This window comes from Mycobacterium sp. DBP42, from assembly GCF_005924235.1.
GTDB classification, from domain to species: domain Bacteria; phylum Actinomycetota; class Actinomycetes; order Mycobacteriales; family Mycobacteriaceae; genus Mycobacterium; species Mycobacterium syngnathidarum.
This window is the reverse complement of sequence record NZ_VCMY01000016.1, coordinates 58,035-83,205: the sequence shown is the minus strand read 5'-3', so window position 1 is coordinate 83,205 and position 25,171 is coordinate 58,035. Positions and strand designations below refer to the sequence as shown.

At 65.8% G+C, this 25,171-nt stretch carries 18 protein-coding genes; 13 read left to right on the top strand and 5 right to left on the bottom strand.

Annotated features, from left to right (window positions below; translation table 11 throughout):
* The first annotated feature begins 59 nt into the window (after positions 1-59).
* From E0T84_RS16650 to E0T84_RS16620, 7 genes are all read left to right on the top strand, one after another.
* Positions 60-929 carry a TauD/TfdA family dioxygenase gene (locus E0T84_RS16650; RefSeq protein ID WP_138744986.1) on the top strand — a complete coding sequence of 290 codons (870 nt, stop codon included), beginning with the start codon at positions 60-62 and terminating at the stop codon, positions 927-929.
* A 2-nt stretch (positions 930-931) separates the two neighbouring features.
* The gene (locus tag E0T84_RS16645) at positions 932-1,486 is read left to right on the top strand and encodes an FcoT family thioesterase (RefSeq protein ID WP_171055059.1); all 555 of its coding nucleotides are present in this window, start codon (positions 932-934) and stop codon (positions 1,484-1,486) included.
* Positions 1,487-1,515: 29 nt separating this feature from the next.
* Positions 1,516-3,087, top strand: a complete 1,572-nt coding sequence (gene fadD10 / locus E0T84_RS16640) for a fatty acid--CoA ligase FadD10 (protein ID WP_138744984.1) — start codon at positions 1,516-1,518, stop codon at positions 3,085-3,087.
* Positions 3,088-3,091: 4 nt separating this feature from the next.
* Complete coding sequence (locus tag E0T84_RS16635; protein ID WP_138745000.1) at positions 3,092-3,325, top strand: acyl carrier protein; 234 nt, start codon at positions 3,092-3,094, stop codon at positions 3,323-3,325.
* A complete protein-coding gene (locus tag E0T84_RS16630; RefSeq protein WP_371726014.1) occupies positions 3,315-7,529 on the top strand; it encodes an AMP-binding protein in 4,215 nt (1,404 codons plus the stop codon). Before E0T84_RS16635 ends, E0T84_RS16630 begins: the two co-directional genes overlap by 11 nt.
* A 3-nt stretch (positions 7,530-7,532) precedes the next feature.
* Positions 7,533-7,874, top strand: a complete 342-nt coding sequence (locus tag E0T84_RS16625) for a heavy-metal-associated domain-containing protein (protein ID WP_371726009.1) — start codon at positions 7,533-7,535, stop codon at positions 7,872-7,874.
* An 81-nt stretch (positions 7,875-7,955) separates the two neighbouring features.
* Positions 7,956-9,425 (top strand): PepSY domain-containing protein, encoded by a 1,470-nt coding sequence (locus E0T84_RS16620; RefSeq protein ID WP_138744982.1) that lies wholly within the window; start codon positions 7,956-7,958, stop codon positions 9,423-9,425.
* Here E0T84_RS16620 and sigC read toward each other — a convergent pair.
* The gene (gene sigC, locus E0T84_RS16615; RefSeq protein WP_070185873.1) at positions 9,422-9,988 is read right to left on the bottom strand and encodes an RNA polymerase sigma factor SigC; all 567 of its coding nucleotides are present in this window, start codon (positions 9,986-9,988) and stop codon (positions 9,422-9,424) included. The genes E0T84_RS16620 and sigC overlap by 4 nt on opposite strands.
* Positions 9,989-10,084: 96 nt before the next feature.
* On the opposite strand from sigC, the gene E0T84_RS16610 reads away from it, so the two are divergent.
* The gene (locus tag E0T84_RS16610) at positions 10,085-12,382 is read left to right on the top strand and encodes a heavy metal translocating P-type ATPase (protein WP_371726008.1); all 2,298 of its coding nucleotides are present in this window, start codon (positions 10,085-10,087) and stop codon (positions 12,380-12,382) included.
* Here E0T84_RS16610 and E0T84_RS16605 read toward each other — a convergent pair.
* Both E0T84_RS16605 and E0T84_RS16600 read right to left on the bottom strand, forming a co-directional pair.
* Positions 12,343-12,831, bottom strand: a complete 489-nt coding sequence (locus E0T84_RS16605) for a hypothetical protein (RefSeq protein ID WP_131823112.1) — start codon at positions 12,829-12,831, stop codon at positions 12,343-12,345. The two genes, E0T84_RS16610 and E0T84_RS16605, sit on opposite strands and share 40 nt — an antisense overlap.
* 265 nt (positions 12,832-13,096) lie before the next feature.
* The gene (locus E0T84_RS16600; RefSeq protein WP_138744980.1) at positions 13,097-15,052 is read right to left on the bottom strand and encodes a cytochrome c oxidase assembly protein; all 1,956 of its coding nucleotides are present in this window, start codon (positions 15,050-15,052) and stop codon (positions 13,097-13,099) included.
* Positions 15,053-15,209: 157 nt separating this feature from the next.
* Here E0T84_RS16600 and E0T84_RS16595 point away from each other — a divergent pair, with 157 nt between their 5' ends.
* Positions 15,210-15,842 carry a DUF5134 domain-containing protein gene (locus E0T84_RS16595; protein WP_138744979.1) on the top strand — a complete coding sequence of 211 codons (633 nt, stop codon included), beginning with the start codon at positions 15,210-15,212 and terminating at the stop codon, positions 15,840-15,842.
* 4 nt (positions 15,843-15,846) lie between these two features.
* Here E0T84_RS16595 and E0T84_RS16590 read toward each other — a convergent pair whose 3' ends face one another.
* The gene (locus E0T84_RS16590; RefSeq protein WP_131823113.1) at positions 15,847-16,590 is read right to left on the bottom strand and encodes a DUF2275 domain-containing protein; all 744 of its coding nucleotides are present in this window, start codon (positions 16,588-16,590) and stop codon (positions 15,847-15,849) included.
* Between the two features lie 6 nt (positions 16,591-16,596).
* On the bottom strand, positions 16,597-18,039 hold the full coding sequence (locus tag E0T84_RS16585) for a short-chain fatty acyl-CoA regulator family protein (RefSeq protein ID WP_138744978.1): 1,443 nt from the start codon (positions 18,037-18,039) through the stop codon (positions 16,597-16,599).
* Positions 18,040-18,124: 85 nt separating this feature from the next.
* Here E0T84_RS16585 and prpD point away from each other — a divergent pair, with 85 nt between their 5' ends.
* The 4 genes from prpD (at position 18,125) to E0T84_RS16565 (ending at position 25,169) form a co-directional block, all read left to right on the top strand.
* On the top strand, positions 18,125-19,630 hold the full coding sequence (gene prpD, locus E0T84_RS16580; protein WP_070943574.1) for a 2-methylcitrate dehydratase PrpD: 1,506 nt from the start codon (positions 18,125-18,127) through the stop codon (positions 19,628-19,630).
* The gene (gene prpB / locus E0T84_RS16575; RefSeq protein ID WP_070185879.1) at positions 19,627-20,550 is read left to right on the top strand and encodes a methylisocitrate lyase; all 924 of its coding nucleotides are present in this window, start codon (positions 19,627-19,629) and stop codon (positions 20,548-20,550) included. Before prpD ends, prpB begins: the two co-directional genes overlap by 4 nt.
* The gene (locus E0T84_RS16570; protein ID WP_070185880.1) at positions 20,547-21,680 is read left to right on the top strand and encodes a bifunctional 2-methylcitrate synthase/citrate synthase; all 1,134 of its coding nucleotides are present in this window, start codon (positions 20,547-20,549) and stop codon (positions 21,678-21,680) included. Before prpB ends, E0T84_RS16570 begins: the two co-directional genes overlap by 4 nt.
* A gap of 93 nt (positions 21,681-21,773) precedes the next feature.
* Positions 21,774-25,169: a pyruvate carboxylase gene (locus tag E0T84_RS16565; protein ID WP_138744977.1), complete on the top strand. Its 3,396-nt coding sequence runs from the start codon at positions 21,774-21,776 to the stop codon at positions 25,167-25,169.
* Positions 25,170-25,171 lie beyond the last annotated feature (2 nt).

The window sequence follows — 25,171 nt, the reverse complement described above, 5'->3', positions numbered from 1 at the left end:
GAATCGACCAATGCTTCAGTCGCACAACGGCGCAGCGCAGTGCCGCACGAGGAGAGGTCATGACGCTGAATGTGAAAGGGGAGGGGCTCGGGGCGCAAGTCACGGGAATCGACCCCAAGAATCTCGACGACATCACGCGGGAAGAGATCCGGGAGATCGTCTATCAGCACAAGCTGGTCGTTCTGAAAGACGTCCATCCGGCTCCCGACGAATTTCTCCGGCTGGGGCGCATCGTCGGCGATGTTGTGACGTACTACGAGCCGATCTACCACCACAAAGACCACCCGGAAATCTTCGTCTCTTCGACAGAGGAAGGGCACGGCGTGCCTCGTACCGGGGCCTTCTGGCACATCGACTACATGTTCATGCCGGAACCGTTCGCATTTTCGATGGTGGTGCCGCTGGCAGTGCCCGGAAGTGACCGCGGGACATACTTCATCGACCTCAACAAGGTGTGGGAGGCCCTTCCAGAGACCGTGCGGGAGCCGGTCCGGGGTACGTTCGCAACCCATGACCCGCGGCGTCACATCAAGATTCGCCCACACGACGTCTACAAGCCGATCGGTGAGGTCTGGGACGAGGTATCCAGGACTACGCCTCCGATCACATGGCCGACGGTGATCAGGCACCCGAAAACCGGACAGGAAATCCTCTACATCTGCGCGTCCGGCACCACCAAGATCGAGGACCGGCGCGGGAACGTGCTGGATCCTGCCGTCCTACGACAACTCATGACTGCCACCGGACAACTCGACCCGGATTTCACATCGCCGTTCATCCACACCCAACACTACGAGGTCGGCGATGTCGTGTTGTGGGACAACCGGGTTCTGATGCACCGGGCGAAACACGGCACCACGCCGGGCACTTTGACGACTCATCGGCTGACCATGCTGGACGGCCTCAAGACACCGGGATATGGGGTATGACCATGAGCACCGCCGAGATGCTGTCTGTCGCGACCAGTGGGTACGGGGTCACACAGATGGCGCCGATTCCCGAAGATCTGCTGGTCAAGGTGCTGGAGCCGTACTCCTACAAAGGGTGCCGCTATCTGCTCGACGCGGAGTACGAGGCCACCGCGAACTCTGTGTCGGCGCTCGGGAACTTCAGCATCAAAGAGCCCGCATACATTCGCGACACCGGCCACTTCAACGCCGCCGAATGGGTCCTGTGCTTCAACCAACTCGCATACAGCGCGTTCGCACCGGCGATCCTCAACGAGGTGATACCCGAATTCCGGGGCTGGTCGATCGAGGATTACTTCAATTACCAACTCCCCAGCATGCTGATCAAGACCACGACATCACGGTTCAAGCGCCCGATCAAGTCCCACAAGTTCTCGGCACGGTTGCTGTGCAAGGACTTCGAGGTCATCGATCGGACGATTCGCTATCTCAAGATTCCCTGCACGGTCGAATTCTGGGATGCGGACGGTGGGTCCGCATCCGGTGAAGTCGAACTGGCAGCACTGAACATCCCCTGACATCGGTAGAAGAGAACGGCTTCACAGCTATGGCACACCCACCATTCACAGTGCTGGAACGCATCAGCGCGACCGCGAGGCAGCGTCCCGGGGCGATCGCTTTGCGTCGCTGTGACGGATCCAGCGTCATTCTGTACCGAGATCTCATGGCCGAAGCAGACAGGCTGGCAGCCGATCTCGGCTCCCAGTCGGTCACTCGAGGAAGCCGTGTCTTCGTCATCTCGGACAACGGTCCCGAGACCTATCTGGCGGTGTTGGCCTGCGCGCGAGTGGGGGCCATCGCAGTCATGGTAGACGGCGGGATGCCAGCGGCGACTTTGAACCGCTTCGGGGAGATCACCACTCCCGCTGCAATTCTGGTGGCACCGGATTGCCGGCTGCACACCGCTGAGCTCTCGGAGGCGCTTCGGTCGATTCCTGCCTTCACGGTTGAGATCGGTCATGGCTCTGCCGACCGCACCGGCGGTTCGGCATCAGATCCATTGCCCGTCGCACCCGTCGGGGGTGCGGACGATCCGCTGGCGATGATCTTCACCAGCGGCACCACAGGGGTGCCGAAAGCTGTCCTGCTGCCCAATCGGACGTTCTATTCAGTTGCCGACATTCTTCAGCACGAGAAACTGACCTGGGTGGACTGGGTCGTCGGCGAGACGACCTACTCACCGCTGCCCGCGACACATATCGGTGGACTGTGGTGGATCCTCAACTGCCTGATGCAAGGTGGGTTGTGCATCACCGGCGGCGAGACGACATCGTCCGTCGCGGAGATCCTCAGTGCCAACGACGTCGCGACGACATGCCTGGTCCCCACTCTGCTGACCCGGGTGGTGAACGAACTTCGGTCGACTGGAAAGCCTGTCCCGCCGTCTCTGCGCATGGTGGGTTATGGCGGGTCCCGTGCTGTCGCGGCCGATGTCAGATTTGTCGAGTCCGCGGGTGTCCGTACCGCGCAGGTCTACGGACTCAGCGAAACGGGCTGTACCGCACTGTGTCTGCCCACAGACACCGGGTCGATCTCGAGAATCGAAGCCGGTGCGGTGGGCCGGCCGTATCCCGGCGTGGAGGTCCATCTGGATGGCGACGGCAGCGGACCACCAACACGTTCCGGTGCGAATTCAGCCCCGTCAGGCACACTGTGGATAAAGTCGCCGGCGAACATGCTCGGGTATTGGGGAAATCCCGAGCGGACTGCCGAAATTCTGGTGGATGGATGGGTGAACACCGGAGACCTACTCGACCGTCATGACGACGGGTTCTTCTACATCCGGGGCAGGTCGTCAGAGATGATCATTTCCGGTGGTGTGAACATCGCGCCCGACGAGGTCGACCGAATCGCTGAGGGCGTGGCCGGGGTAGGGGAAGCCGCCTGTTACGAGATCCCCGACGAGGAGTTCGGTGCGCTGGTGGGACTGGCCGTTGTCGCCTCGACCACGCTGGATGAATCAGCGGCCAGGAGGCTCCAACACGCGATTGCCGCGCGCTTCCGGCAAGAGTCGGAGCCGATGGCCAGGCCGTCGACCATCAGGTTCGTGCAGCAGATCCCACGAACCCGGTCCGGCAAGATCATGCGGACGTCGCTGGGTGCAGCAACCGGTGGCTGAGACGCTGCGGAACCGAGTCCTGGCTGCAGTCTCGGAGGTGCTCTATGTCGACGAGTCGGATTTCCTCGACGGAGATGCGACAGACCTGAGGGACCTCGGGCTGGATTCGGTTCGATTCGTGCTGCTGATGAAGCAACTCGGCATCGATCGGGAATCGGAATTGCCGCGGCGGTTGGCGGACAACTTGTCGGTCGCGGGCTGGGTCCAGGAGTTGGAAGAGGTGGGTCATTCTGCCTGAAGTCCCTGATACCCAACGTATTCCGCTGAGCCGGTCACAGCAGAACATCTACAACGGCGTGTCCGCACACGACGACCCCCAGTTGTATCTGATCGGCAGGCGCTACCGGTTCCGGCCGCTGGCGCAGACAGAATTCCTGGCCGCTCTGCGGAAGACCATCCTCGCCACGCCCATTCAATTGTGCGTTCTGGAGGCGCCGTCGGAGCCCGGTGGTCACCCCGGTCTGGTAGCCCGACTCGACATCGATGACATCGTGCAGCTGTGCGGTGACGAGGATCGGGCAGCGCTGGCCGAGGAATGGGAATCAGGCATTCTCGCAAAGCCGTTGGTGCGCTACACCGTTTATGTCGACGCCGGCGGCCTGGTGTGTGGCCTCGACGCCCAGGCACACCACATCCTGCTCGACGGGGGCGCGATCAGTGTCATCGAAGCCCATTTGGGTCGGTTCCTCGTGGGTGGTGGCTCGGGCGAGACCCCCTGTGCCCACGACGGCCTGGCCGCCGTCGCGACCGCGCACCGTCGCGAGGCGTACCGCGTCGACGAATCACTCGAGCGGCTCACCTCTGTGGTGCAGAAAGAACTCACCGCGGCTGCCGAGGAGGGCGGTCACGGGCATCCCGCCGCCGACGCGCAGCCGACGGTCGCACGGGGCACACTCATCGAGTCCGCCGTGATCCTCGGCGAAGATTACGAACAGATCGTAGATCTGGCCGGCCGCGAGAACGTCCCGCTCAACGTGCTCGTCGCGGCGGCGGCATTGGCGGTGGACGCGAGTATTCATCGCACCACCGAGCGCCTGCTGGTGCATGCGGTCGACAACCGCTTCGGTGACCCCGACCTCGGCGCCGCGACATGTCTGGTCAATTCGATGGCGCAGCCGGTCCGGTTCTTACCGTACGCATCAGTGGCAGAGGTGGTGCGCGGGGTGGATCGGGGCTATGTCAAGGCCGGTCGTCGCCGCTGGTTGCGTGAAGAGCGTTACCGTCGAATGTATCTGGCGATCAATCGGACCACCTCCGTGCAGACCTTGACGCTCAATTTTCTGCGTGAACCCTGTGCGTCCGAGCTCGCGCCGTTCTTGGACGAGGCGCCCGTGACGTCGAATATCGGCCCGGTCGAGGGTACGACCGTGGCGGCTGTGCTCGACGGGCAGCGGCGCACGCTCACCGTAAACATCTGGAACCGACCTGATCTGTCGCGGCAGAACAGCACCGGCATGGCGGGCCGCGTCGCGGGGGCCCTGAAATCCATGGCGAGCATGTGGGATTCCCCGATCGCGATGACCGTCGGTGAATGGTGCGTGATCACCGATGACGGTGCCTTGGGCGCTGTTCCGGTGGAGCGCGACCCCGAGGACCCAGTGGCTCGCGCGTGGTTTGTCGATCGGCCCGAATCCGTCGCGCAACGTCGTCGCCGTCCTCACGTCGATTCCTGGATCGCGTGGCTCGTTGAAAGCAACGTGGCACCAGGCGATGTGGTGGTGTTCACCGACGACGGCTCCGACAAAACGATCGCACTCTTGATCGCCTGTCATCTGGCGGGCTGTGGCTACAGCGTCTGCGACCGCGACGATCAGGTATTGGTGCGGGCCCAACGAATCAACGAACCCGACAACGGCATCTCAGTACACACCGTCGATGTCGAGTCGGCGAATGTTCCGCGAAGCCTCGGCGCGCACCATCGGCGTCTGGTGGATGTTCGTGTCGAACAAACGGTGGCTGACCCGCAGCTTCGGGGCAGGACCGCCTACGTGATGCCCACGTCCGGATCGACCGGGGAACCAAAACTCGTGCACGTCACCCATGGCTCGCTTGCGGCGTTCTGTGTCGGCATGGTCCGGGCCTATGGCTGGGGACCGGACGACACCGTCCTTCAATGCGCGCCGCTGACATCGGACATCAGCGTCGAAGAGGTTTTCGGTGCCGTCGTCAGTGGGGCCGCGCTCACCCGCTCGACGGCGGTGAAAAGCGGTGATCTTCAGGCGCTTGCCGGGGACCTGGTGGCATCCGGCGCGACTGTGGTGGATCTGCCCACCGCGGTGTGGCATCTGTGGTGCGAGGACGTCGACGCGGTCACCCGCGTCGGGCGCTCTCAGGTGCGGCAGATCGTGATCGGTGGAGAGCCCGTGCGTCCCGGTGCCGTCGACAAGTGGGCAAATATCGTTGGCACCGAGAACATCTCGTTGGTGTCGAGCTATGGCCCGACAGAGACCACCGTCGTGGTGACCTACCTACCGATCATCGACCGCGGACGGGTGGTGGAACACGGTGCACGCCTTCGGCTGGGCAGGCCGCTGGTGCCGAACACGGTGGTGATCGTATTCGGCGAAGTCGTGGTGGTGGGGGACATGGTGTCCGACGGCTACCTGGATGCGGACAGTACCGGTTTCGGGCTGGTCACCACAGCCGACGGTCGGCGCCAGCGCGCGTTTGCGACTGCCGACCGGGTGACGATGGACGGTGCCGGGCACCCGATCTTCGCGGGCCGTAAAGACGCCATCGTCAAGATCGCCGGCAAGCGGGTAGACACCGCCGCGATCACTCGACGCGTGGCAGCAGACCCGGCTGTGGTCGACGTCGCCGTCGAGCTGCACAACGGCGGATTGGGAGTCTGGTTCGAGACCCAGCGGACTCGTGGTGGTCACGAAGATCTCGATACGGCAGCACGTATCAGCAATGTCCTGGTGGATTCGCGGGTCCCGTCGTTCGTCGTTTCGGGTGTGGCGAACATCCCCAGAAAGCCCAATGGGAAGACCGACACCGCAAGACTGACAACATCGCTCGGTTCCGGGCCGGGGCAGAGGACGGGCCCCGGCGGCGAAGATCGCGCGGTCGGCCTCGCCGGAATGTGGAGCACCCAGCTCGCCCGGGTGATCACACCGGCAACGTCCCTGCTGCACGAAGGTATCGGCTCGCTGGACCTCGTCCGAATCCTGCCCGATACGCGTAGATATCTCGGCCGGCAGGTGTCGATTCTGGACCTGATCGGTGCCGACACCGCGGCGAACCTCGTGGATGACGTGGCGACGAGCGACGGGTGGATGGACAACAGCACCGCAGCGGAGATCGAACGTGACGTCAGCGTGCTGACCACGCCGAGTCCACGCGCGGCGGTGAACCCGAAGCGACCCTTGGCTACCCGAGACGCCGGACCGATTCTGGTGGTAGGTGCGTCCGGGGTCCTGGGATCCGGGTTCGCGGAGGCGATCCTGACCGGTGATGGTGCACAACGCCCGGATGTGGTGTTGGCCATGAGGTCGGTGCCGCCCGTCGACCCGGTCTGGACGGAGCTCCGGAACACGCCGGGGGTGCGGATCGAGCGTCTCGTCCCCGGGTTCGGTCCGGTCGAGCTGAGCGCGCTGATCCGGGAAACCGGAGCCCGGACCCTCGTCAACTGCATCGGCAACACCAACGTGGTGGTCCCGTATCGCGAAATCCGTTCAGCCAATGTGGAAATGGTGGCCGCCATGGCGCAGGCGTGCGCGGCTTCCGGTACCAGGATGGTGCACCTCTCGACGTATGTCGTCAGTGGGGATGCCACCGCGCCAGAAGTGGTCGACCCACGTCAGGCCCCATACCCGTACGCGGCCGCCAAAGCCCTCGGCGAACTTGCGGTGTGCCGTGCCGACCGGGAGCTCGACTTCACGGTCGTGCGCCTGCCCCGGGTCCTGGGCACTCCCGACCAGCTACGGTTGTCTGCCGACATCTTGGTGTCGATTGTCGATGCCTGCCGGGCGCTGAATTGCTGTCCGGCAGTGGAACTGGCCGAAGAGGTGACCATCGGACGCGCGGCGGCCGACAGCATTCTGCGCCGATTGCCGGAGTTCGGCGGCCCCGGCGAACTCGGTTGCGGGATCGAGGTGTTGCGGGGCCGGACAGTGGCGTATGAGGAAGTGCTCGGCGCGGTCGCCGACAACCGGGTCGGCATCGAGGACTGGAAGCGCCGGCTGGATGAGAGTGATTGGGCGAAGGCCAATGCGCGGCGGTGGACGGTGATCGACGCCTGGATCGGTTTGGGACGTCGGCTCGGGGGACGCTCCTATGCGGAATACCTGGCCGAGTTTCCAGTCCTCCCGCTTCCGGTGCGCGCCGTCGGCGAACTCGTCGCGCCTCCGCCGTCGTTGCCGGCACTGATCTGTCCGGAACAGGCGGGAACTGGATGTGCCCGCACGACGACCAATCAACAAGACAGCACCAGACAGTGAGGGATGCCAGTGACAGACCTAGCGGCACACAGTGCCAGGCAGATCCGACTCGACGTGACCGGTATGTCCTGCGGAGCGTGTTCACGCCGGGTCGAGAGCAAACTGAACAAAATCGACAGAGTACACGCTTCGGTCGACATTTCCACCAAGATCGCGACCATCGAAGCCCGCCAGGACATCACCGTCGCCGACCTCTGTGAGGCCGTTGAACAGGCCGGTTACCACGCCGAAGAGCGCGCCGCCGGCAACGACGACCAACCCTCGCCGGACTCGCCGGCCCAGAAAAGCCCATCGATGGTGGCGAGGGCGATCCGTTGGATCACCGTCGGACACATGGGCGGCTGAAACAGCCGAACATCTTTCGGGAACCGTCGAGGCCGCGCGAACGACCACTCTTATCGAGGACCGTTCGATCACTGAGGAGCCATGGGCGAGAACCCGTCGACAGCCACCGATGAGAGCGCGGCGGCGGAGTCGGCGCCTTCGCCCCCGCTGGCGGCCACGCACTACCGCGCGTTCCTGCAGCGGCTGCACTTCTATGCGGGGCTCTTCGTCGGGCCGTTCCTGCTGATCGCTGCGATCAGTGGTGGCCTGTACGCCATCGCACCCACCATCGAGCAATTCGCCTATCGAGATCAGCTTCAGACCCACAGCACCGGCGACATGCTGGCGGTCACCGAACAGGTTCGGGCCGCCCAGGCGCAGCGTCCCGACCTGACGGTCACCGCGGTGCGTCCCGCGACCGGTCCCGGTGAAACCACCCGGGTGATGTTCGACGATCCGTCGTTGGGTGAGTCCGAACGCCACGCCGTGTTCATCAATCCCGTGACGGCGTCCGCACAGGGCGAGCTGACGGTGTACGGCAGCAGCGGCGCGCTCCCACTGCGAACCTGGGTCGATCAGTTGCACCGCAGCCTGCATCTCGGTGAGCCCGGGCGCCTGTACAGCGAACTCGCGGCGTCGTGGCTGTGGGTGATCGCGCTGGCCGGGATGTTCCTGTGGTGGGGAAGATTCCGGCGCGCCGCACGGCACGAAAATGCGAACGCCAGACTGCTGACGCTCGACCGCTCGAGCCGGGGCCGGGACCGGACCGTGAACTGGCATGGGGTGGTTGGGATGTGGATCGCCGTCGGGCTCCTGTTCCTGTCGGCGACCGGACTCACGTGGTCACGGTTCGCCGGTGACAACATCACCGATCTGCGGACGGCGTTGGACTGGACGACCCCGTCCGTGTCGACCGCGATCGACAGCACACCCGGAGCCGGCAAGGCCGGCGCCACGTCCGGCCACCACGGGCATCACAGCGCCGTGGATGCGACCGCGGCCGGTACGGGCGACGCCTCGTCGGTGCGCGACATCGATCGGGTGCTGAAGACAGCTCGCGATGCCGGTGGCGCAGGCAAGGTCGAGGTCAGCATTCCCGCGCGCGCCGGCACTGCGTTCGTGGTGGCGCAGACCCGCCAACCGTGGGTGATGTCGAACAACGCGGTGGCCGTCGACGGGGCCACCGCCACGGTGACCGACACCTCGTGGTTCGCCGATTGGCCTTTGGCGGCAAAGCTTTCCGCGTGGGGCATCCAGCTGCATATGGGGCTGCTGTTCGGGTTGGCCAACCAGCTCCTGCTGCTGGGGCTGGCGCTGGCGTTGGTCACCGTGATCGTGCGTGGGTACCGGATGTGGTGGCAGCGTCGGCCCACCGTCGGCCGGCACCCGGTGGGCAGGGCGCCACGTCGCGGGGTCCTCGCCGATCTGCCACCGGCCCTCGCGGTGGCCGTGGTCGTCGTGGCGGCCGCCGTCGGCTGGTTCGTTCCGTTGCTGGGAGCCAGCCTGGTCATCTTCGTCGCGGTCGACGTCGCCCTGGGATGGCGGCAAGACCGCCGGCAGCGGCTGCGCTAACCGGTCAGATCGTCGCGCTCGGTTGCGGCAATCAGATCCTCGCGGGCGCGTGCCACCCGGGAACGGATCGTGCCGACCGGGCAGCCGCACACCTCGGCCGCCTCGGCATACGACAAGCCCAGCACCTGGGTCAGCAGTAGGGCGTGGCGCCGGTCGGGGTCCAGGCCGTCCAGCAGGAGGCGGATCTCCACCATCTTCTCGAACCCACCGACCGGGCGGTAGCTCTCGAGGACCTGCTCGACATCCACTCCGTGCTGGGTCCGCGGCCGGCTCTGCTTGTGCCGGATCTGGTCCACCACCACACGCCGGGCGATCGACAGCAGCCAGGTGCGGGCGGATGATCGGCCACTGAACCGGGGCAGCGCCGTGATGGCACGCATGAACGTCTCTTGCGTGAGGTCATCGGCGGAACCGGCATCACCGAGGTAGGCGACGGTTCGCCAGACATCGGTCTGGGTGGCCCGGATGAATTGCTCGAGCGCCGCTGAATCACCGCGGCCGGCGGCGAAGGCCAGCCGCGTAACGTGGTCCTCGCCGCGTTCGGTAGTCACGGTCCTCGACATTATTCGATGCCGCCCGGGAACTCGGCATCGGGCCGGAGCGACTATCTCTTCGGTGACGTATGCCACCGACGTGGTGAGCGAGCAATTGGAGTAGTGGTGACCACAGCAACTGTCCCTGACAATGCGGCGACCCAGCGCATTGCGCTCGACGTCACAGGGATGTCGTGCGGGGCCTGCGCTGCCCGCGTGGAGAACAAGCTCAACAAGGTCGACGGGGTGCGCGCATCAGTGAACTTCGCCACACGCGTCGCCACCGTGGAAGCCACTCCGGACGTCGGCGTCGAGCAGCTGTGTGCGGTCATCGAGCGGGCCGGCTACCAGGCGGCACCACGAGTCGAGCGTGCCACGACCGACGTCGACCCCGATGCCGACCACGCCCGCAGCCTGCTGCTGCGCCTCGCGATCGCCGCCGTGTTGTTCATCCCCCTGGCCGATCTGTCGGTGATGTTTGCCGTGGTGCCCGACACCAGATTCACCGGATGGCAGTGGGTGCTCACCGCGCTGGCCGCACCGATCGTCACCTGGGCCGCCTGGCCGTTCCATCGCGCGGCCCTGCGCAATGCCCGGCACGGAACCTCCACCATGGAGACCCTGATCTCCATCGGCGTCACCGCCGCCACCGTCTGGTCGATGTACACGATCTTCTTCGATCACCAGACCTACCACGCCGCGGGCGTGTGGCAGGCGCTGCTGGGCAGCGACGCCATCTACCTTGAGGTCGCTGCCGGGGTAACGGTTTTCGTGCTCGCCGGCCGGTACTTCGAGGCTCGGGCCCGCTCGCGCGCCGGGGGAGCTCTGCGGGCCCTTGCGGCGCTGGGGGCCAAATCGGTGACGGTGCTGCTGGCCGACGGTGGCGAACTCGTGCTTCCCGCCGACGAACTCAAAGAAGGGCAGCGATTCGTCGTTCGCCCGGGTGAGGCCATCGCCGCCGACGGCCTGGTGGTCTCCGGAGCGGCCGCCGTCGACGTCAGCGCGATGACCGGGGAATCGAAACCGGTACAGACGCACGAAGGTTCGAGCGTGGTGGGCGGCACCGTCGTCCTCGACGGCCGGTTGATCGTCGAGGCCGCCGCGGTGGGCTCCGACACCCGGTTCGCCGGGATGGTCCGCCTCGTCGAGCAGGCGCAGGCACAAAAGGCTGACGCACAGCGACTCGCCGACCGCATCGCCTCGGTGTTCGTGCCATGTGTGCTCGTGATCGCGGCGGCAACCGCGATCGGTTGGCTGCTGGTCGACGGCGACATCAATCGAGCGGTCTCGGCCGCGCTGGCGGTCCTGGTGATCGCCTGTCCGTGCGCGCTGGGGCTGGCGACCCCGACGGCGATGATGGTGGCCTCGGGGCGCGGTGCCCAGCTGGGGATCTTCCTCAAGGGGCACCGGGCCTTGGAGGCGATCCGCGCGGTCGACACCGTGGTATTCGACAAGACCGGCACCCTGACCACCGGCCAACCTCAGGTCATCACCGTCACCTCGGCCGACGGATGGACCGAGGACGACGTTCTCGCACACGCGGCGGCCGTCGAGTCGGCATCCGAGCATCCCGTCGCGCACGCGATCGTCACTGCTCGCGCCGGACGTGAGGGCGCCGCCGTCGAGGACTTCCAGGCGTTCGCGGGGCACGGGGTGTCCGGCTCGGTGGACGGCGTGGCCGTGGTGGTCGGACGACCGGCCTGGGTGACCCGCGACCGCGTGGTGCCGGCCGGCCTGGCTGCCGCCCGCAAGGCGGGTGAGTCACGGGGCCAGACAGTCGTGTTCGTCGCGTGCGGTGACACCGTCTGCGGCGCCATCTGCATCGCTGATGCCGTCAAGGAGTCGGCTGCCGGTGCCATCGCACGACTTCACGCCGAGGGGATGAAAACCATGCTGTTGACCGGTGACAACGCCGCGACGGCCGCCGCGATCGGGGCGGCCGTGGACATCGACGACGTGGTTGCCGAGGTGCTGCCCGAGGACAAGGTCGGCGCGATCGAGAAACTGCGGGATCAGGGCCGGGTGGTGGCCATGGTCGGTGACGGGATCAATGACGGTCCCGCCCTGGCTTGCGCTGACCTGGGCCTCGCCATCGGCCGCGGGACCGACGTCGCCATCGGCGCAGCCGACATCATCCTGGTCCGCGACAACCTGGATTCGGTCCCGCAGGCGCTCGGCCTGGCCCGCGCGACGATGCGGACCATTCAGGTCAACATGATCTGGGCTTTCGGTTACAACGTCGCGGCCATACCGATCGCCGCGGCGGGCTTGCTGAACCCGTTGATCGCGGGCGCGGCGATGGCGGTGTCATCGTTCCTGGTGGTGTCGAACAGCCTGCGGTTGCGCAATTACGGTACGGCCCAACCGAACGCGTTCGGCGATGCTCAACCGGAAGTGCGGCCCGCGGCCCGCATGTCCGGCTGAGACGAGTCCAGCGGGGCCAGGCACACCCCCAGCCATCCCGCCGTCAGCGCCGCAACGGTGAGTGTGCCGAGTGCCGCCGGAACCCACGAGGCGGTGTGCGCGGTGTGATGCCACCAGAATGACCCGGCGCCGCCCACAGTCGCGACAGCCGATGTACAGGTCGCCATGCAGCACCACCGAAACCGGCGACGTACCAGGGCGAAAGCCGATGCCGCCGACGCCAGGGCGAACAGCGAGATCGCGACCAGCGATATCCAGTGCCCGTTGCGGGTTGGGCCGGCGGGAATGTCGCCGGTGACGCGCAACGCGATGGCCGCCCCCGCCACCGCGATGGCAAGTGCTGTCAGCACTCGGGCTCGCGCGGCGCCGATCCAGACATCCTCGAACACCCGGCGCTCGATGGCCCGCAGTTCGGTCTCGACCGTCGCGGCCATCTCCTGAGGAGTCACTGAAAATACCTTTCGGACAGTCGGTGTGGATCTCGATGGCCTCTTTTGATTGGTCGGCGGCACGCCGGGATTAGTTCCGTTGCGGCCTGATCAGCAGGTATCGGGCGTAATCTCATATGCATGACCAGCAATGAAACAGCCGGATCGACGAAGTGTGACAACCCGAACTGTACGTGCGAGAACTGCACCTGCGGGAGCAACTGCACCTGCGGTTCCGACCAGTCCGACTGATCGCGTAGCCTCGCGCATCCGGTGAACTGCGATTTCAGCGCCGGGTGCGGGAGAGTTCGCGAAGCATCGCGTTGTAGGCGTCGAGTTCGTCGTCGTACCCGCGGTCGCTGTGGCGGTCCTCGCGGGCTCCCGCCCGGCGGTCCTGACGTGCCCACTGGGCTACCAGCGCGACCACCACGATGATCACCGGCACCTCGCTCGAACCCCACGCGATGGCGCCGCCCATGTGCTGGTCGTCCGAGATGCTCTGCAACCAAGGCAGATTGACGGATCGGTAGAAGCTCTCGCCCAGAGAGGACGTCATCGTCATCGTCGCGATGCCAAAGAAAGCATGGAAGGGCATCACGGCGAACAGCAGGCCGAGCCGCCCCAGGAACGGCAGCCGCCGCGGCCCGGGATCGATACCGATGATTCCCCAGTAATACAGATACCCGGTGAGCAGGAAGTGCACGGTCATGAACTCGTGGCCCCAGTGATACCGGATCAAGGTGTCGAACAGGGGCGTGAAGTAGACGAGGTACAGCGACCCGACGAACAAGACGAACGCCGTCACCGGATGCGACACAAAACGCGTCACAGGTGAATGAACGAACCAGATCAGCCACTCGCGAGGGCCCGGAGCCGCATCTTTCGGCGCGGACGGCAGCACCCGCAGGGCCAGGGTCACCGGTGCGCCGAGCACCAGAAGTACGGGCACGAACATGTTCAGCGCCATGTGTTCGCCCATGTGCACGCTGAACATCGCCGATCCGTAGGCGCGTACTCCGGAACTGGTGGTGATCAGCAGGGCCGCGCACCCCAGTGTCCAGGCAATCGTGCGTCCTACCGGCCAGTGGTCGCCGCGCCGCCGCAGTCTGGCGGCGGCGACGAGATAGCCCAGTGCGACCACGATGGCTGCCGTACCGATCAGTGGATCGAACCGCCATGCGGTGATCAAGCTGAGCGGGCTCGGAGGCGCATCGAGTTGGTAACCCAAAAAGACGTCCCACGTGGAGAACTCGTGAACCGTGAACCGGGGCGGCACGCTGTTCGCGGCCAGTGCCACCGCAGCGGATGCGACGATCATCGCGGCGGCAGACACGGTGTTCGCCAGGCGTGAGGGCTGTCGGTGCTTCAGCAGAAATACGCCGTCGCCCATCCAGGTCAGCGTGAGCAGTGTCCCGGCGGCCAGTACGGCCACCCCGTACGTCGAGCCCAGGACCGGTGTGCCGCCCAACATCAGTGTCGCCAGCACAGCGCCGTAAACAACGGTCACCGCCCCGCAAGCGACATGCATCATCTGGACGCGACGGCCGAGCGCGGCGTCGGGAAGCCCGGCCGCGACGATCTTGGTCCCCGCCCATACTGCGACGGCGACGGCGAAGACGATCACCGCGCTGGTGGCGATGTCATGATCCGGACCCTGCCCGGCGTTTCCGGTCACCGGGACGGCGAGTAGTGCGATCACGGCGGGCAACAGCGCCACGCAGTGTCCGATCCAGCGCAGCGTGAACCGCACGCCGACGGCCAGCACCAGTGCGCAGATCGCAGCCACGCACCACCCGCGCGCGACCTCGGACGCCGCGATGGTGCTGCCGAGGCCGGGACCGGTGACGAGGCGGGTGACGGGGATTCCCGCGTCGGCCGATGCGGAGATGACCACCATGGCGCTCGCGCAACAGGCCCAGAGGACCGCGGCGCGTTCGACCAGGAGGTGCGCTGAAAAGGATCCGGCGTCGATACATCCGTCGTCACGCGGTGTGGCGGTCGTCACGATCCAGACCAGCGCCCCGGTGCACACGGCCGCGGCCAGCGTCGCGGTCCAGTGGCCGAGCAACCGGGCTGCACTCGTGGCCGTTCCCGGATCGGCGATTCCCGCGACGGCGAGTCGTTGTGCGCCCAGCTGGACCGCACACAAAAACAGCGCCACCGCGCAGGCGGCGACGGTGGCGAACAGCGCCGAGCGAGCCCGCCACACGCCGGTGCCACCGGGTATTTGCACACGCGCCATAGTCGAACCGGCCTTCCGCCGCGGAACACAAAACATCGCGGCCAGGCGAGTCTACGACAACATGTCGTAGTGCTGATGGGTGCGGGAACTTTGGCGCAGGCGCCCGCGACCAACAGAGGACGGCCGCACCCCGACACTCTCACGGACAGGACTCTGGATGATCGCCGATCTCACGCTCCGGTGGGTGGTAACGGTGTTGTTCGCTCTGAGCGCTGCTGAGTACACGTATGCGTGTGTGCGCTCTCGTGGCCGGTTGGGCATTGCGGTGAGCGAGTTGCTCCACCTGGCAATGGCCGTAGCGATGCTGGCGATGGCCTGGCCGCGCGGCGCACAGCTGCCGACAGTGGCGCCCATGGTGTTCTTTTCGGCCGCCGCCGTCTGGTTCCTTGTCCGCCTGGCGCGGTCCGCCGCGACGCACAGCCGCCTGCTCGACGGCTATCACGCCGCGATGATGCTGGCGATGGGGTGGATGTATGCCGCGATGAACGGCATGCTGCTTCCACGCGCCACCGAAACGATGTCCGACGGTGACCATGGCATGTCCACGATGCACATCCACCACGACGGCGGTGCGGCGAGCGCCATGGAGCCCATGTCGGTGCAGCCGCAGTGGATCCCTGCGATCAGCTGGCTGCTGACGATCGGTTTCGGGACCGCCGCAGTGGGCTGGATGTACCGCTACTTCTCGGCGCGTCAGCGGTCCGGAACATCGTCGTTCTCGCATTTCGCCACGTTGTGCCGGGCGATGATGGCTGCCGGCATGGCGATCATGTTCGGCGTCATGGTGTAGCGGTTCAGGCAGCGGGATCGTCGGCCGCGCGCAGATGGCGGCCGGCCGGGGAGGCCGGTCCCGAATTCTCGTCGTCACCCTGGGCTGTGGGTGACGGATCGTGCGGGCGTCCGGTGCGCGACGCCCAGACCGAGACGATCGCCGCCAACGCCACAGGCAGGTGACTGAGTACCCGGATGGGGGTCACGAGGCCCGCAAGCGCGTCCGACACCACGTAATAGGCGAGGAATCCGCAGTAGATCACCAGCACGCAGGCGAGACCGGATGCGATCCGGCGGCGAAAGGCCATGGCAATCGTCGCGATTCCCAGCGCCGCCGACCACGCCGTGGACTCGTTCAGCAGGTGAGCTCCGCTGGCCGACCCGTGATGTGCGGCAACCATTCCGAAATTGATGCCGACTGCCTGTGCGATCGCCAAACCCACCTGGGCGACTCCGGCGACGACAATCGCGGTGGCCAGCAGGTGCCGGTTCAGCCGCACCCAGAGGCCGGCGAACGCACTCGTCCCGCGGCTCGGGCGGCCACTCACCGCGCCCATCAATCCGGTGTTGGCCAGATCGCGCAGTTGCAGGGCTTGAACGCCGGCCCGGTCATACCAGTCGGCGCATTCCCGGCAGTCGCGCAGATGCTCGTCGACGCGCGCAGAGGGGACCGGCTCACGCTCCCCATCGAGGCGCGCCGAAAGCGCCTCTCGTGCCACCACGCAGTCCACCGGGCCATTGTCCCGCATCGACCGCGGGGATCGCACACCTGCTCAGGCTGTCGGAGAGTAGGGCAGATTGCTGCTGGTCCGCGGGTCGACGTGGACTGGCCTGCCGACATACGGGAAGGCGCGTTGCGGGCAGGCCGGGCGGTCGCAGATCCGGCAACCCGCCCCGATGGGCACCGTGGCTTCGGGGTCGCCCAGGTCGATGCCCACCGAGTACACCAGCTTGTCGGCGTGGCTCAGGTCGCAACCCAGCCCGATGGCGAAGCTCTTCGGCGTACCCAGGTACCGGCTCGGTACCGAGCCCGACGTCCTCGCGACCCAGAAATAGCTGCGGCCGTCGGGCATCTGAGCCACCTGGGTCAGGAACTCGCCGGGGCGAGAGAACGCCTGGTGCACCACCCAGAGCGGGCAGTTTCCGCCCACCCGAGAGAAGTGAAAAGCTGTGGCGGACTGGCGCTTCGAGATGTTTCCGGCACTGTCGGTGCGGACGAAGATGAACGGGATTCCGCGCGCATCCGGGCGCTGCAGGGTCGACAGACGGTGGCAGATCGTCTCGAAGCCCATCTCGAAACGCCGGGCTAGTTGGTCGATGTCGTAGCGTAGATCCTCGGCGGCCGACAGGAACATCCGGTAGGGGAGCAGCAGGGCGCCGGCGAAGTAGTTGGCTAGCCCGATGCGGGCCACATCCCTTGCCTCTGAGCTCAATTGGTCATCGGTGGCGACGATCGAGTCGATCAGTTTGGAATGCAGTAACAAGGCGATCTGGGTGGCGAGTTGGAACGCGCGCTGCCCGGGCAACAACCAGCGCGCCACGTGAAGCGTCCCAGCTTCGGGCTGGTACCGACGTTTCACGTTGGCACCCAACACATCTCCGTCGTCCACGATCACCGAAATGCCGAATTCGGTGGACAGCAGATCGGCCAATTGCCGGTCGAGGCCGCCGATCTGCAGTCGGTGCCGGGTGAAGAGATCCTCGGCGGCGCGGTCAAGCGCGTCGACGTAGTTGCGCCGGTCGTAGAAGAAATCGCGCACTTCCTCGAACGGCATCGGCTGCTGCGCGCCCGACTGGGCGTCCAGGTTGGCGCGTCCGTGAACCGCCTCCAGTTCGGCGGTGGCATCGTGCAGCCGGCGGTGCATGCTCACCATGGTCTGACCGACCTCGGGCATACGGGCGACAAGTTCCTCGATCTGCGAGCTGGTGGCGCTGTCGGCCAGGATCTCGCGCAGGTCCGACACCAACCGTGCGTCAGCATCGGGGGCGAAGTACTGGGTCGGCAGATCGAAGCGATCGGACAGAGCCAGCAACACGGGGACCGTGATCGGCCGCTGGTCGTTCTCCAGTTGGTTGACGTAGCTGGTCGACAGTCCCAGGGCACGCGCCAGCGCGACCTGTGTCAGGCCTCTCTCATCGCGTAGCCGTCGCAGACGGGCGCCGGCGAATGTCTTGGTCACCGCTGACGAGATTACGCCCATCCGCTTTCGCAACATTCGCAAAAAATGCCGCATAGAGGACACAAAAGTACGCATTTACAGGTACTACCGCTGGTCAATCGCTGTGCGTACCGTGCGGATCATGCTTGAACACGAGGTCAAAACCCGACGCAGCGCCGAGGACTTCCCGCGTAGCGAGCACCTGGCTTGGAAGATCGCCGAGATCGCTGCCGATCCGGTCGCCGTACTGCCCGAGACCGAGGCGATGGTGGTCAACCGGATAATCGACAACGCCGCGGTGTCGGCGGCGTCGGTGATTCGCCGTCCGGTGACGGTCGCCCGGGCGCAGGCGCTCGCGCACAAGACGCCGCGGGGTGCTTCCGTGTTCGGCGTCGAGGGCACGGTCTCGCCCGAATGGGCGGCGTGGGCCAACGGTGTGGCAGTGCGGGAACTGGATTTCCACGACACGTTCCTGGCCGCCGAATACTCCCACCCGGGCGACAACATCCCGGCTCTGGTCGCGGTGGCGCAGCAGCTCGGCGTCGGCGGAGCAGACCTGATCCGCGGTATCGCGACCGCCTACGAGGTGCAGGTCGACCTGGTCAAGGGCATCTGCCTGCACGAGCACAAGATCGACCATGTTGCGCACCTGGGGCCTTCGGTCGCAGCCGGATTGGGCACCATGCTGCGGCTCGATCCCGAAACCATCTATGCCGCAATCGGTCAGGCCCTGCACCTGACCACCGCCACCCGGCAGTCGCGCAAGGGACTGATCTCCAGCTGGAAGGCCTACGCGCCGGCCTGGGCCGGCAAGGTGGCCATCGAGGCCGTCGACCGGGCGATGCGCGGCGAGGGATCGCCTGCGCCGATCTGGGAGGGCGAGGACGGTGTGATCGCCTGGCTGCTGTCCGGCCCGAACCACACCTACCAGGTCCCGCTGCCCGGGCCGGGTGAGCCCAAGCGCGCCATCCTCGACACCTACACCAAGGAGCATTCGGCGGAGTACCAGAGCCAGGCGCCGATCGACCTGGCCCGCCGGATGCGCGAACGCATCGGTGACCTGGACCAGATCGCCACGATCGTGCTGCACACCAGCCATCACACCCACGTGGTGATCGGCACCGGATCCAACGACCCGCAGAAGTTCGATCCCGACGCGTCCCGCGAAACGCTCGACCACTCGGTGATGTACATCTTCGCCGTCGCGCTGCAGGACGGCACCTGGCACCACGAACGGTCCTACGCCCCAGAACGGGCACACCGGCCCGACACCATCGAGCTGTGGCGCAAGATCTCCACGGTCGAGGATCCCGAGTGGACCCGGCGCTACCACTCGAACGATCCGGCCGAGAAGGCATTCGGCGCCAAGGCCGTGATCACCCTCAAGAGCGGCGAGACCATCGTCGACGAGCTCGCGGTCGCCGACGCTCACCCACTGGGCGCCCGGCCTTTCGAGCGCGAGCAATATGTCGCCAAGTTCGCCGAACTGGCCGAGGGTGTCGTGGAAGCCGAAGAGCAGAAGCGTTTCCTGACTGCGGTCGAGAACATCTCGGCGACCAAGGGTGGCGGCCTGGCCGGCCTCAACGTTCGGGTGGATCAGCGGGTGTTGGACAAGGCGCCGACGATTCCCTCGGGGATTTTCCGATGAGTGGGGGCGGGTTACTCGGCTCCACCACCCCGGCCGCGGAGAAGCGCCGGAAGCTGCGCCGCGGGCTGGAATCCGGTCGGCTCCTGCGCTTTCCGGGGGCATTCTCGCCGCTGGTGGCCAAGCTTGTTGCCGAGATCGGCTTCGACGGCGTCTACGTCTCGGGTGCGGTCTTGTCCGCGGACTTGGGCCTGCCCGACATCGGCTTGACCACGTTGACCGAGGTGACGGGGCGTGGCGCCCAAATCGCTTCGGCCACCGATCTTCCGACGCTGATCGATGCCGATACCGGGTTCGGCGAACCGATGAGCGCGGCCCGTACCGTAACGTTGCTCGAAGACGCGGGCCTGGCCGGGCTTCACCTGGAAGACCAGGTGAACCCGAAGCGGTGCGGCCATCTCGACGGGAAGGCCGTGGTGGAGACCGCCGAGATGGTCAAGCGACTCCGTGCCGCTGTCTCGGCCCGCCGTGATCCCAATTTCATCATCTGCGCCCGCACGGACGCCGCCGGGATCGAGGGGATCCCCGCGGCGATCGACCGGGCCAAGGCCTACGCGGATGCCGGCGCCGATCTGATCTTCACCGAGGCTCTGTACACCCCGGCGGATTTCGAACAGTTCCGGGAGGCGGTCGACGTTCCGCTGCTGGCCAACATGACCGAGTTCGGAAAGTCTGAACTGCTCACGACGCAGCAGTTGTCCGAGATCGGCTACAACATGGTGATCTACCCGGTGACCACGCTGCGGCTGGCGATGCACGCCGTCGAGGTGGGACTACGTGAGATTTCCTCGGCAGGAACACAATCCGGTCTTCTTGGTCAGATGCAGCATCGAAGCCGGCTGTACGAGCTCCTGCGTTACAACGACTACAACCAGTTCGACTCGGATATCTACAATTTCTCGCTGCAAGGGGCGACACGATGACCGCTATCGCGAACGACACGATCAAGCCGAGCATTCACAAGGGCCTGGCGGGCGTGGTGGTCGACACCACCGCGATCTCCAAGGTGGTGCCGGAAACCAACTCGCTCACCTACCGGGGTTACGCCGTTCAGGATCTGGCCGTGCACTGCAGTTTCGAGCAGGTGGCCTACCTGCTGTGGCACGGGGAACTCCCCACGGATCAGGAACTGGCCCTGTTCTCCCAGCGTGAACGGGCGTCCCGGCGTATCGACCGGTCGATGCAGTCACTGTTGGCCAAGATCCCCGACAACTGCCATCCGATGGACGTGGTCCGTACCGCGATCAGCTATCTGGGCGCCGAAGACCCGGAGGAGGACGACAGCGCCCCGTCGGCCAACTTCGCCAAGTCGCTGCGGATGTTTGCTGTACTACCGACCATCGTTGCCGCCGATATGCGCCGGCGCCGGGGCCTGGAACCGATCGCCCCGCACAGCCACATGGGCTATGCGGAGAACTTTCTGAACATGTGCTTCGGCGAGGTGCCGGATCCGGTGATCGTCAAGGCCTTCGAGCAGTCCATGGTCCTCTACGCGGAGCACAGCTTCAACGCCTCCACGTTCGCGGCCCGCGTGGTCACCTCGACGCAATCCGATATCTACAGCGCGGTCACGGCCGCCATCGGTGCCTTGAAGGGCTCGCTGCACGGTGGTGCCAACGAGGCAGTCATGCACGACATGCTCGAGATCGGCAGCGCCGACAATGCCGCGGAATGGTTGCACGGCAAGTTGTCCCGCAAGGACAAGGTGATGGGCTTCGGACACCGGGTCTACAAGAACGGCGATTCCCGGGTGCCCACCATGAAGGCGGCTCTGCAAGACGTTGCGGCTGCGCGCGATGGTCAGCGCTGGTTGGACATCTACAACGTGCTGGAAAGCGCGATGTTCGCGGCCACCAAGATCAAGCCGAACCTGGATTTTCCGACCGGGCCGGCCTACTACCTGATGGGATTCGACATCCCCAGCTTCACACCGCTTTTCGTGATGAGCCGGATCACCGGCTGGACGGCACACATCATGGAGCAGGCGGCATCGAACGCCCTCATCCGGCCGCTCAGCGACTACAGCGGTCATCCGCAACGGGCTCTGGCTTAGCTTGCGTTTTTCCGACGAGCAGATGCGTAGGTACCCGGAAAGCACCCCGGATGGGGTACCCAGGGGACTGCTCGCGGGATAGGAAAGGAAACAGTGGTCGACAAGGTTCTGGTCGCCAACCGAGGTGAGATCGCCATCCGCGCGTTTCGCGCGGCATACGAGCTCGGACTCTCGACGGTGGCCGTCTACCCGTACGAGGATCGAAATTCTCAGCACCGGCTGAAGGCCGACGAGTCCTACCAGATCGGTGAGGAAGGACATCCGGTCCGCGCCTACCTCTCGGTCGAAGAGATCATCCGGGTGGCCAGGGAGGCCGGCGCGGACGCGATCTACCCCGGGTACGGCTTTCTTTCCGAGAATCCGGATCTGGCGAGAGCGTGTGAGCACGCGGGGATCACGTTCGTGGGGCCGTCGGCTGATGTGCTGGAGCTGACCGGCAACAAAGCCCGCGCCATCGCCGCCGCCCGCACGGCCGGCCTGCCGGTGCTGGCTTCCTCGGCCCCCTCGAGCTCGGTCTCAGAGCTGCTGGCCGCAGCCGAATCGATGAGTTTCCCGGTGTTCGTCAAAGCCGTTGCCGGTGGCGGGGGCCGGGGGATGCGACGGGTCAACGACCTGACCGACCTGAAGGAAGCGATCGAGGCGGCCAGCCGCGAAGCAGAGTCGGCTTTCGGAGACCCCACGGTGTTCCTGGAGCAGGCGGTGATCAACCCGCGCCATATCGAGGTGCAGATCCTGGCCGACACCCAGGGCAACGTGATCCACCTCTTCGAGCGGGATTGCAGTGTGCAGCGCCGTCACCAGAAGGTCATCGAGCTGGCGCCCGCACCTGATCTGGATCCCGATCTGCGGGAAAGGATCTGCGCCGACGCGGTGGCATTCGCCCGTCAGATCGGGTACTCATGCGCCGGTACAGTGGAGTTCCTGCTCGACGAGCGGGGCCGGCACGTGTTCATCGAGTGCAACCCCCGGATTCAGGTCGAGCACACGGTGACCGAAGAAATCACCGATGTCGACCTGGTGTCGAGTCAGTTGCGGATCGCGGGTGGGCAATCACTGTCCGATCTTGGACTTGCCCAGGGCGCGTTGAAGATTCGCGGCGCTGCCCTGCAGTGCCGGATCACCACCGAGGACCCCTCCAACGGTTTCCGCCCCGACACCGGACGCATCACCGCGTATCGCTCACCGGGCGGCGCGGGCGTCCGGCTGGACGGTGGTACCAATCTCGGGGCCGAGGTTGCGGCGCATTTCGATTCGATGCTGGTCAAGCTGACGTGCCGCGGCCGAGATTTTTCGACGGCAGTGGCGCGGGCGCGACGCGCAGTAGCGGAGTTCCGGATTCGTGGAGTATCGACCAACATCCCGTTCCTGGCCGCGGTCCTGGAGGACCCCGACTTCGTCGCGGGGCGGGTGACGACCTCGTTCATCGAGGAACGACCCCAGCTGCTCACCGCGCGCGGCAGTGCCGACCGCGGCACCAGGATCCTCAACTACCTGGCCGATGTCACCGTCAACCAGCCCCACGGTCCGCGACCATCGGTCGTGTACCCACGCGACAAGCTGCCCGAGTGCGATCTGAGCATCGCCCCGCCTCCGGGGTCCAAGCAGCGCCTGACCGAGCTGGGGCCCGAAGGCTTTGCCACCTGGCTGCGCAACAGCCGCGCAATCAGCGTGACCGACACCACTTTTCGCGACGCACATCAATCGCTGCTGGCCACCCGGGTGCGCACGAGCGGACTGTTGCGGGTCGCGCCGTACATCGCCAGGACGATGCCCCAACTGCTGTCCGTCGAATGCTGGGGCGGTGCCACTTACGACGTCTCGCTGCGGTTCCTCAAGCAGGATCCGTGGGAACGGTTGGCGGCGTTGCGCGAAGCACTGCCCAACATCTGTCTGCAGATGTTGTTGCGGGGCCGAAACACGGTGGGTTACACGCCGTATCCGGAGGCGGTGACCCATGCGTTCGTCGATGAGGCTGCTGCCACCGGGGTGGACATCTTCCGGATCTTCGACGCACTCAACAACGTGGACTCGATGCGTCCGGCGATCGACGCGGTCCGCCACACCGGCACGACGATCGTGGAAGTCGCGATGTCGTACACGGGAGACTTGTCGGATCCCGGTGAGTCGCTCTACACGTTGGACTACTACCTGCGGCTGGCCGAGCAGATCGTCGAGGCCGGCGCGCATGTGCTCGCCGTCAAGGACATGGCGGGCTTGTTGCGGGCTCCTGCGGCCGCGACGCTGGTGTCCGCCCTGAAATCGCGATTCGACCTCCCGGTGCACGTACACACTCATGACACTCCGGGTGGGCAGCTGGCTACCTATGTGGCGGCCTGGATGGCCGGTGCCGACGCTGTTGACGGCGCCGCAGCTCCGTTGGCGGGCACGACAAGTCAGCCGGCGCTGTCCTCGATCGTGGCGGCCGCCGCGCACACCGAGTACGACACCGGCTTGTCGCTTCACGCGGTGTGCGACCTTGAGCCGTACTGGGAGGCATTGCGCAAGGTCTATGCGCCTTTCGATGTTGCGGCATCGGTTCCTCCTTCTCCGACGGGTCGGGTCTATGCCCACGAGATTCCCGGCGGTCAGCTGAGTAATCTGCGGCAGCAGGCCATCGCGCTCGGACTCGGTGACCGCTTCGAGGACATCGAGGCGAACTACGCAGCCGCAGACCGGATGTTGGGCCGGCTGGTGAAGGTCACCCCATCGAGCAAGGTGGTGGGGGATCTGGCGCTGGCGATGGTCGGAGCGGGTATCGATGCCGATGACTTCGCCGCGAACCCGGCTCGCCATGACATTCCCGACAGTGTGATCGGATTCCTGCGTGGCGAATTGGGTGATCCTGCGGGCGGCTGGCCGGAACCGTTGCGTACCAAGGCCCTCGATGGCCGGGGTCCCTCGAGGCCGATCCAGGAATTGTCCGCCGAAGACGAAGCGGTGCTGACTGCGCCGGGGCCGAAGCGTCAGGCAACCCTGAACCGGCTGCTGTTTCCGGGACCCACGGCGGAATTCGAGGCGCATCGCGACGAGTTCGGCGATACCTCACGGTTGAGCGCCAACCAGTTCTTCTATGGTCTGCGTCACGGCGAGGAGCACCGGGTCAAACTCGAACCTGGCGTCGAATTGCTGATCGGGTTGGAGGCGATCTCCGAACCCGACGAGCGGGGAATGCGGACGGTGATGTGCATCCTCAACGGTCAGTTGCGGCCGATCGTGGTGGCCGACCGCAGTATCGCCAGCGAGGTTCCGGTTGCCGAGAAGGCCGATCGGGCCGACCCGGCCCACATCGGTGCTCCGTTCGCCGGGGTGGTCACGGTCAATGTCGCCGAGGGGGACACCGTCGAAGCCGGCCAGTCCGTCGCCACCATCGAGGCGATGAAGATGGAAGCGGCGATCACCGCGCCTGAATCGGGCACGGTCACGAGAATCGCGGTCGCGCGGACCGCACAAGTCGAAGGCGGCGACCTCCTGGTCGTCGTCGGTCAGTAGGT

What these genes read in the sequence shown, in the direction of transcription:
- E0T84_RS16645 (WP_171055059.1), top strand. Translation starts at nt 932, where the DNA reads ATGAGCACCGCCGAGATGCTGTCTGTCGCGACCAGTGGGTACGGGGTC.
- sigC (WP_070185873.1), bottom strand. Translation starts at nt 9,988, where the DNA reads ATGTCGAGGACCGTGACTACCGAACGCGGCGAGGACCACGTTACGCGG.
- E0T84_RS16620 (WP_138744982.1), top strand. Translation starts at nt 7,956, where the DNA reads ATGGGCGAGAACCCGTCGACAGCCACCGATGAGAGCGCGGCGGCGGAG.
- fadD10 (WP_138744984.1), top strand. Translation starts at nt 1,516, where the DNA reads ATGGCACACCCACCATTCACAGTGCTGGAACGCATCAGCGCGACCGCG.
- E0T84_RS16595 (WP_138744979.1), top strand. Translation starts at nt 15,210, where the DNA reads ATGATCGCCGATCTCACGCTCCGGTGGGTGGTAACGGTGTTGTTCGCT.
- E0T84_RS16585 (WP_138744978.1), bottom strand. Translation starts at nt 18,039, where the DNA reads ATGTTGCGAAAGCGGATGGGCGTAATCTCGTCAGCGGTGACCAAGACA.
- prpB (WP_070185879.1), top strand. Translation starts at nt 19,627, where the DNA reads ATGAGTGGGGGCGGGTTACTCGGCTCCACCACCCCGGCCGCGGAGAAG.
- E0T84_RS16650 (WP_138744986.1), top strand. Translation starts at nt 60, where the DNA reads ATGACGCTGAATGTGAAAGGGGAGGGGCTCGGGGCGCAAGTCACGGGA.
- E0T84_RS16625 (WP_371726009.1), top strand. Translation starts at nt 7,533, where the DNA reads ATGCCAGTGACAGACCTAGCGGCACACAGTGCCAGGCAGATCCGACTC.
- E0T84_RS16600 (WP_138744980.1), bottom strand. Translation starts at nt 15,052, where the DNA reads ATGGCGCGTGTGCAAATACCCGGTGGCACCGGCGTGTGGCGGGCTCGC.
- prpD (WP_070943574.1), top strand. Translation starts at nt 18,125, where the DNA reads ATGCTTGAACACGAGGTCAAAACCCGACGCAGCGCCGAGGACTTCCCG.
- E0T84_RS16570 (WP_070185880.1), top strand. Translation starts at nt 20,547, where the DNA reads ATGACCGCTATCGCGAACGACACGATCAAGCCGAGCATTCACAAGGGC.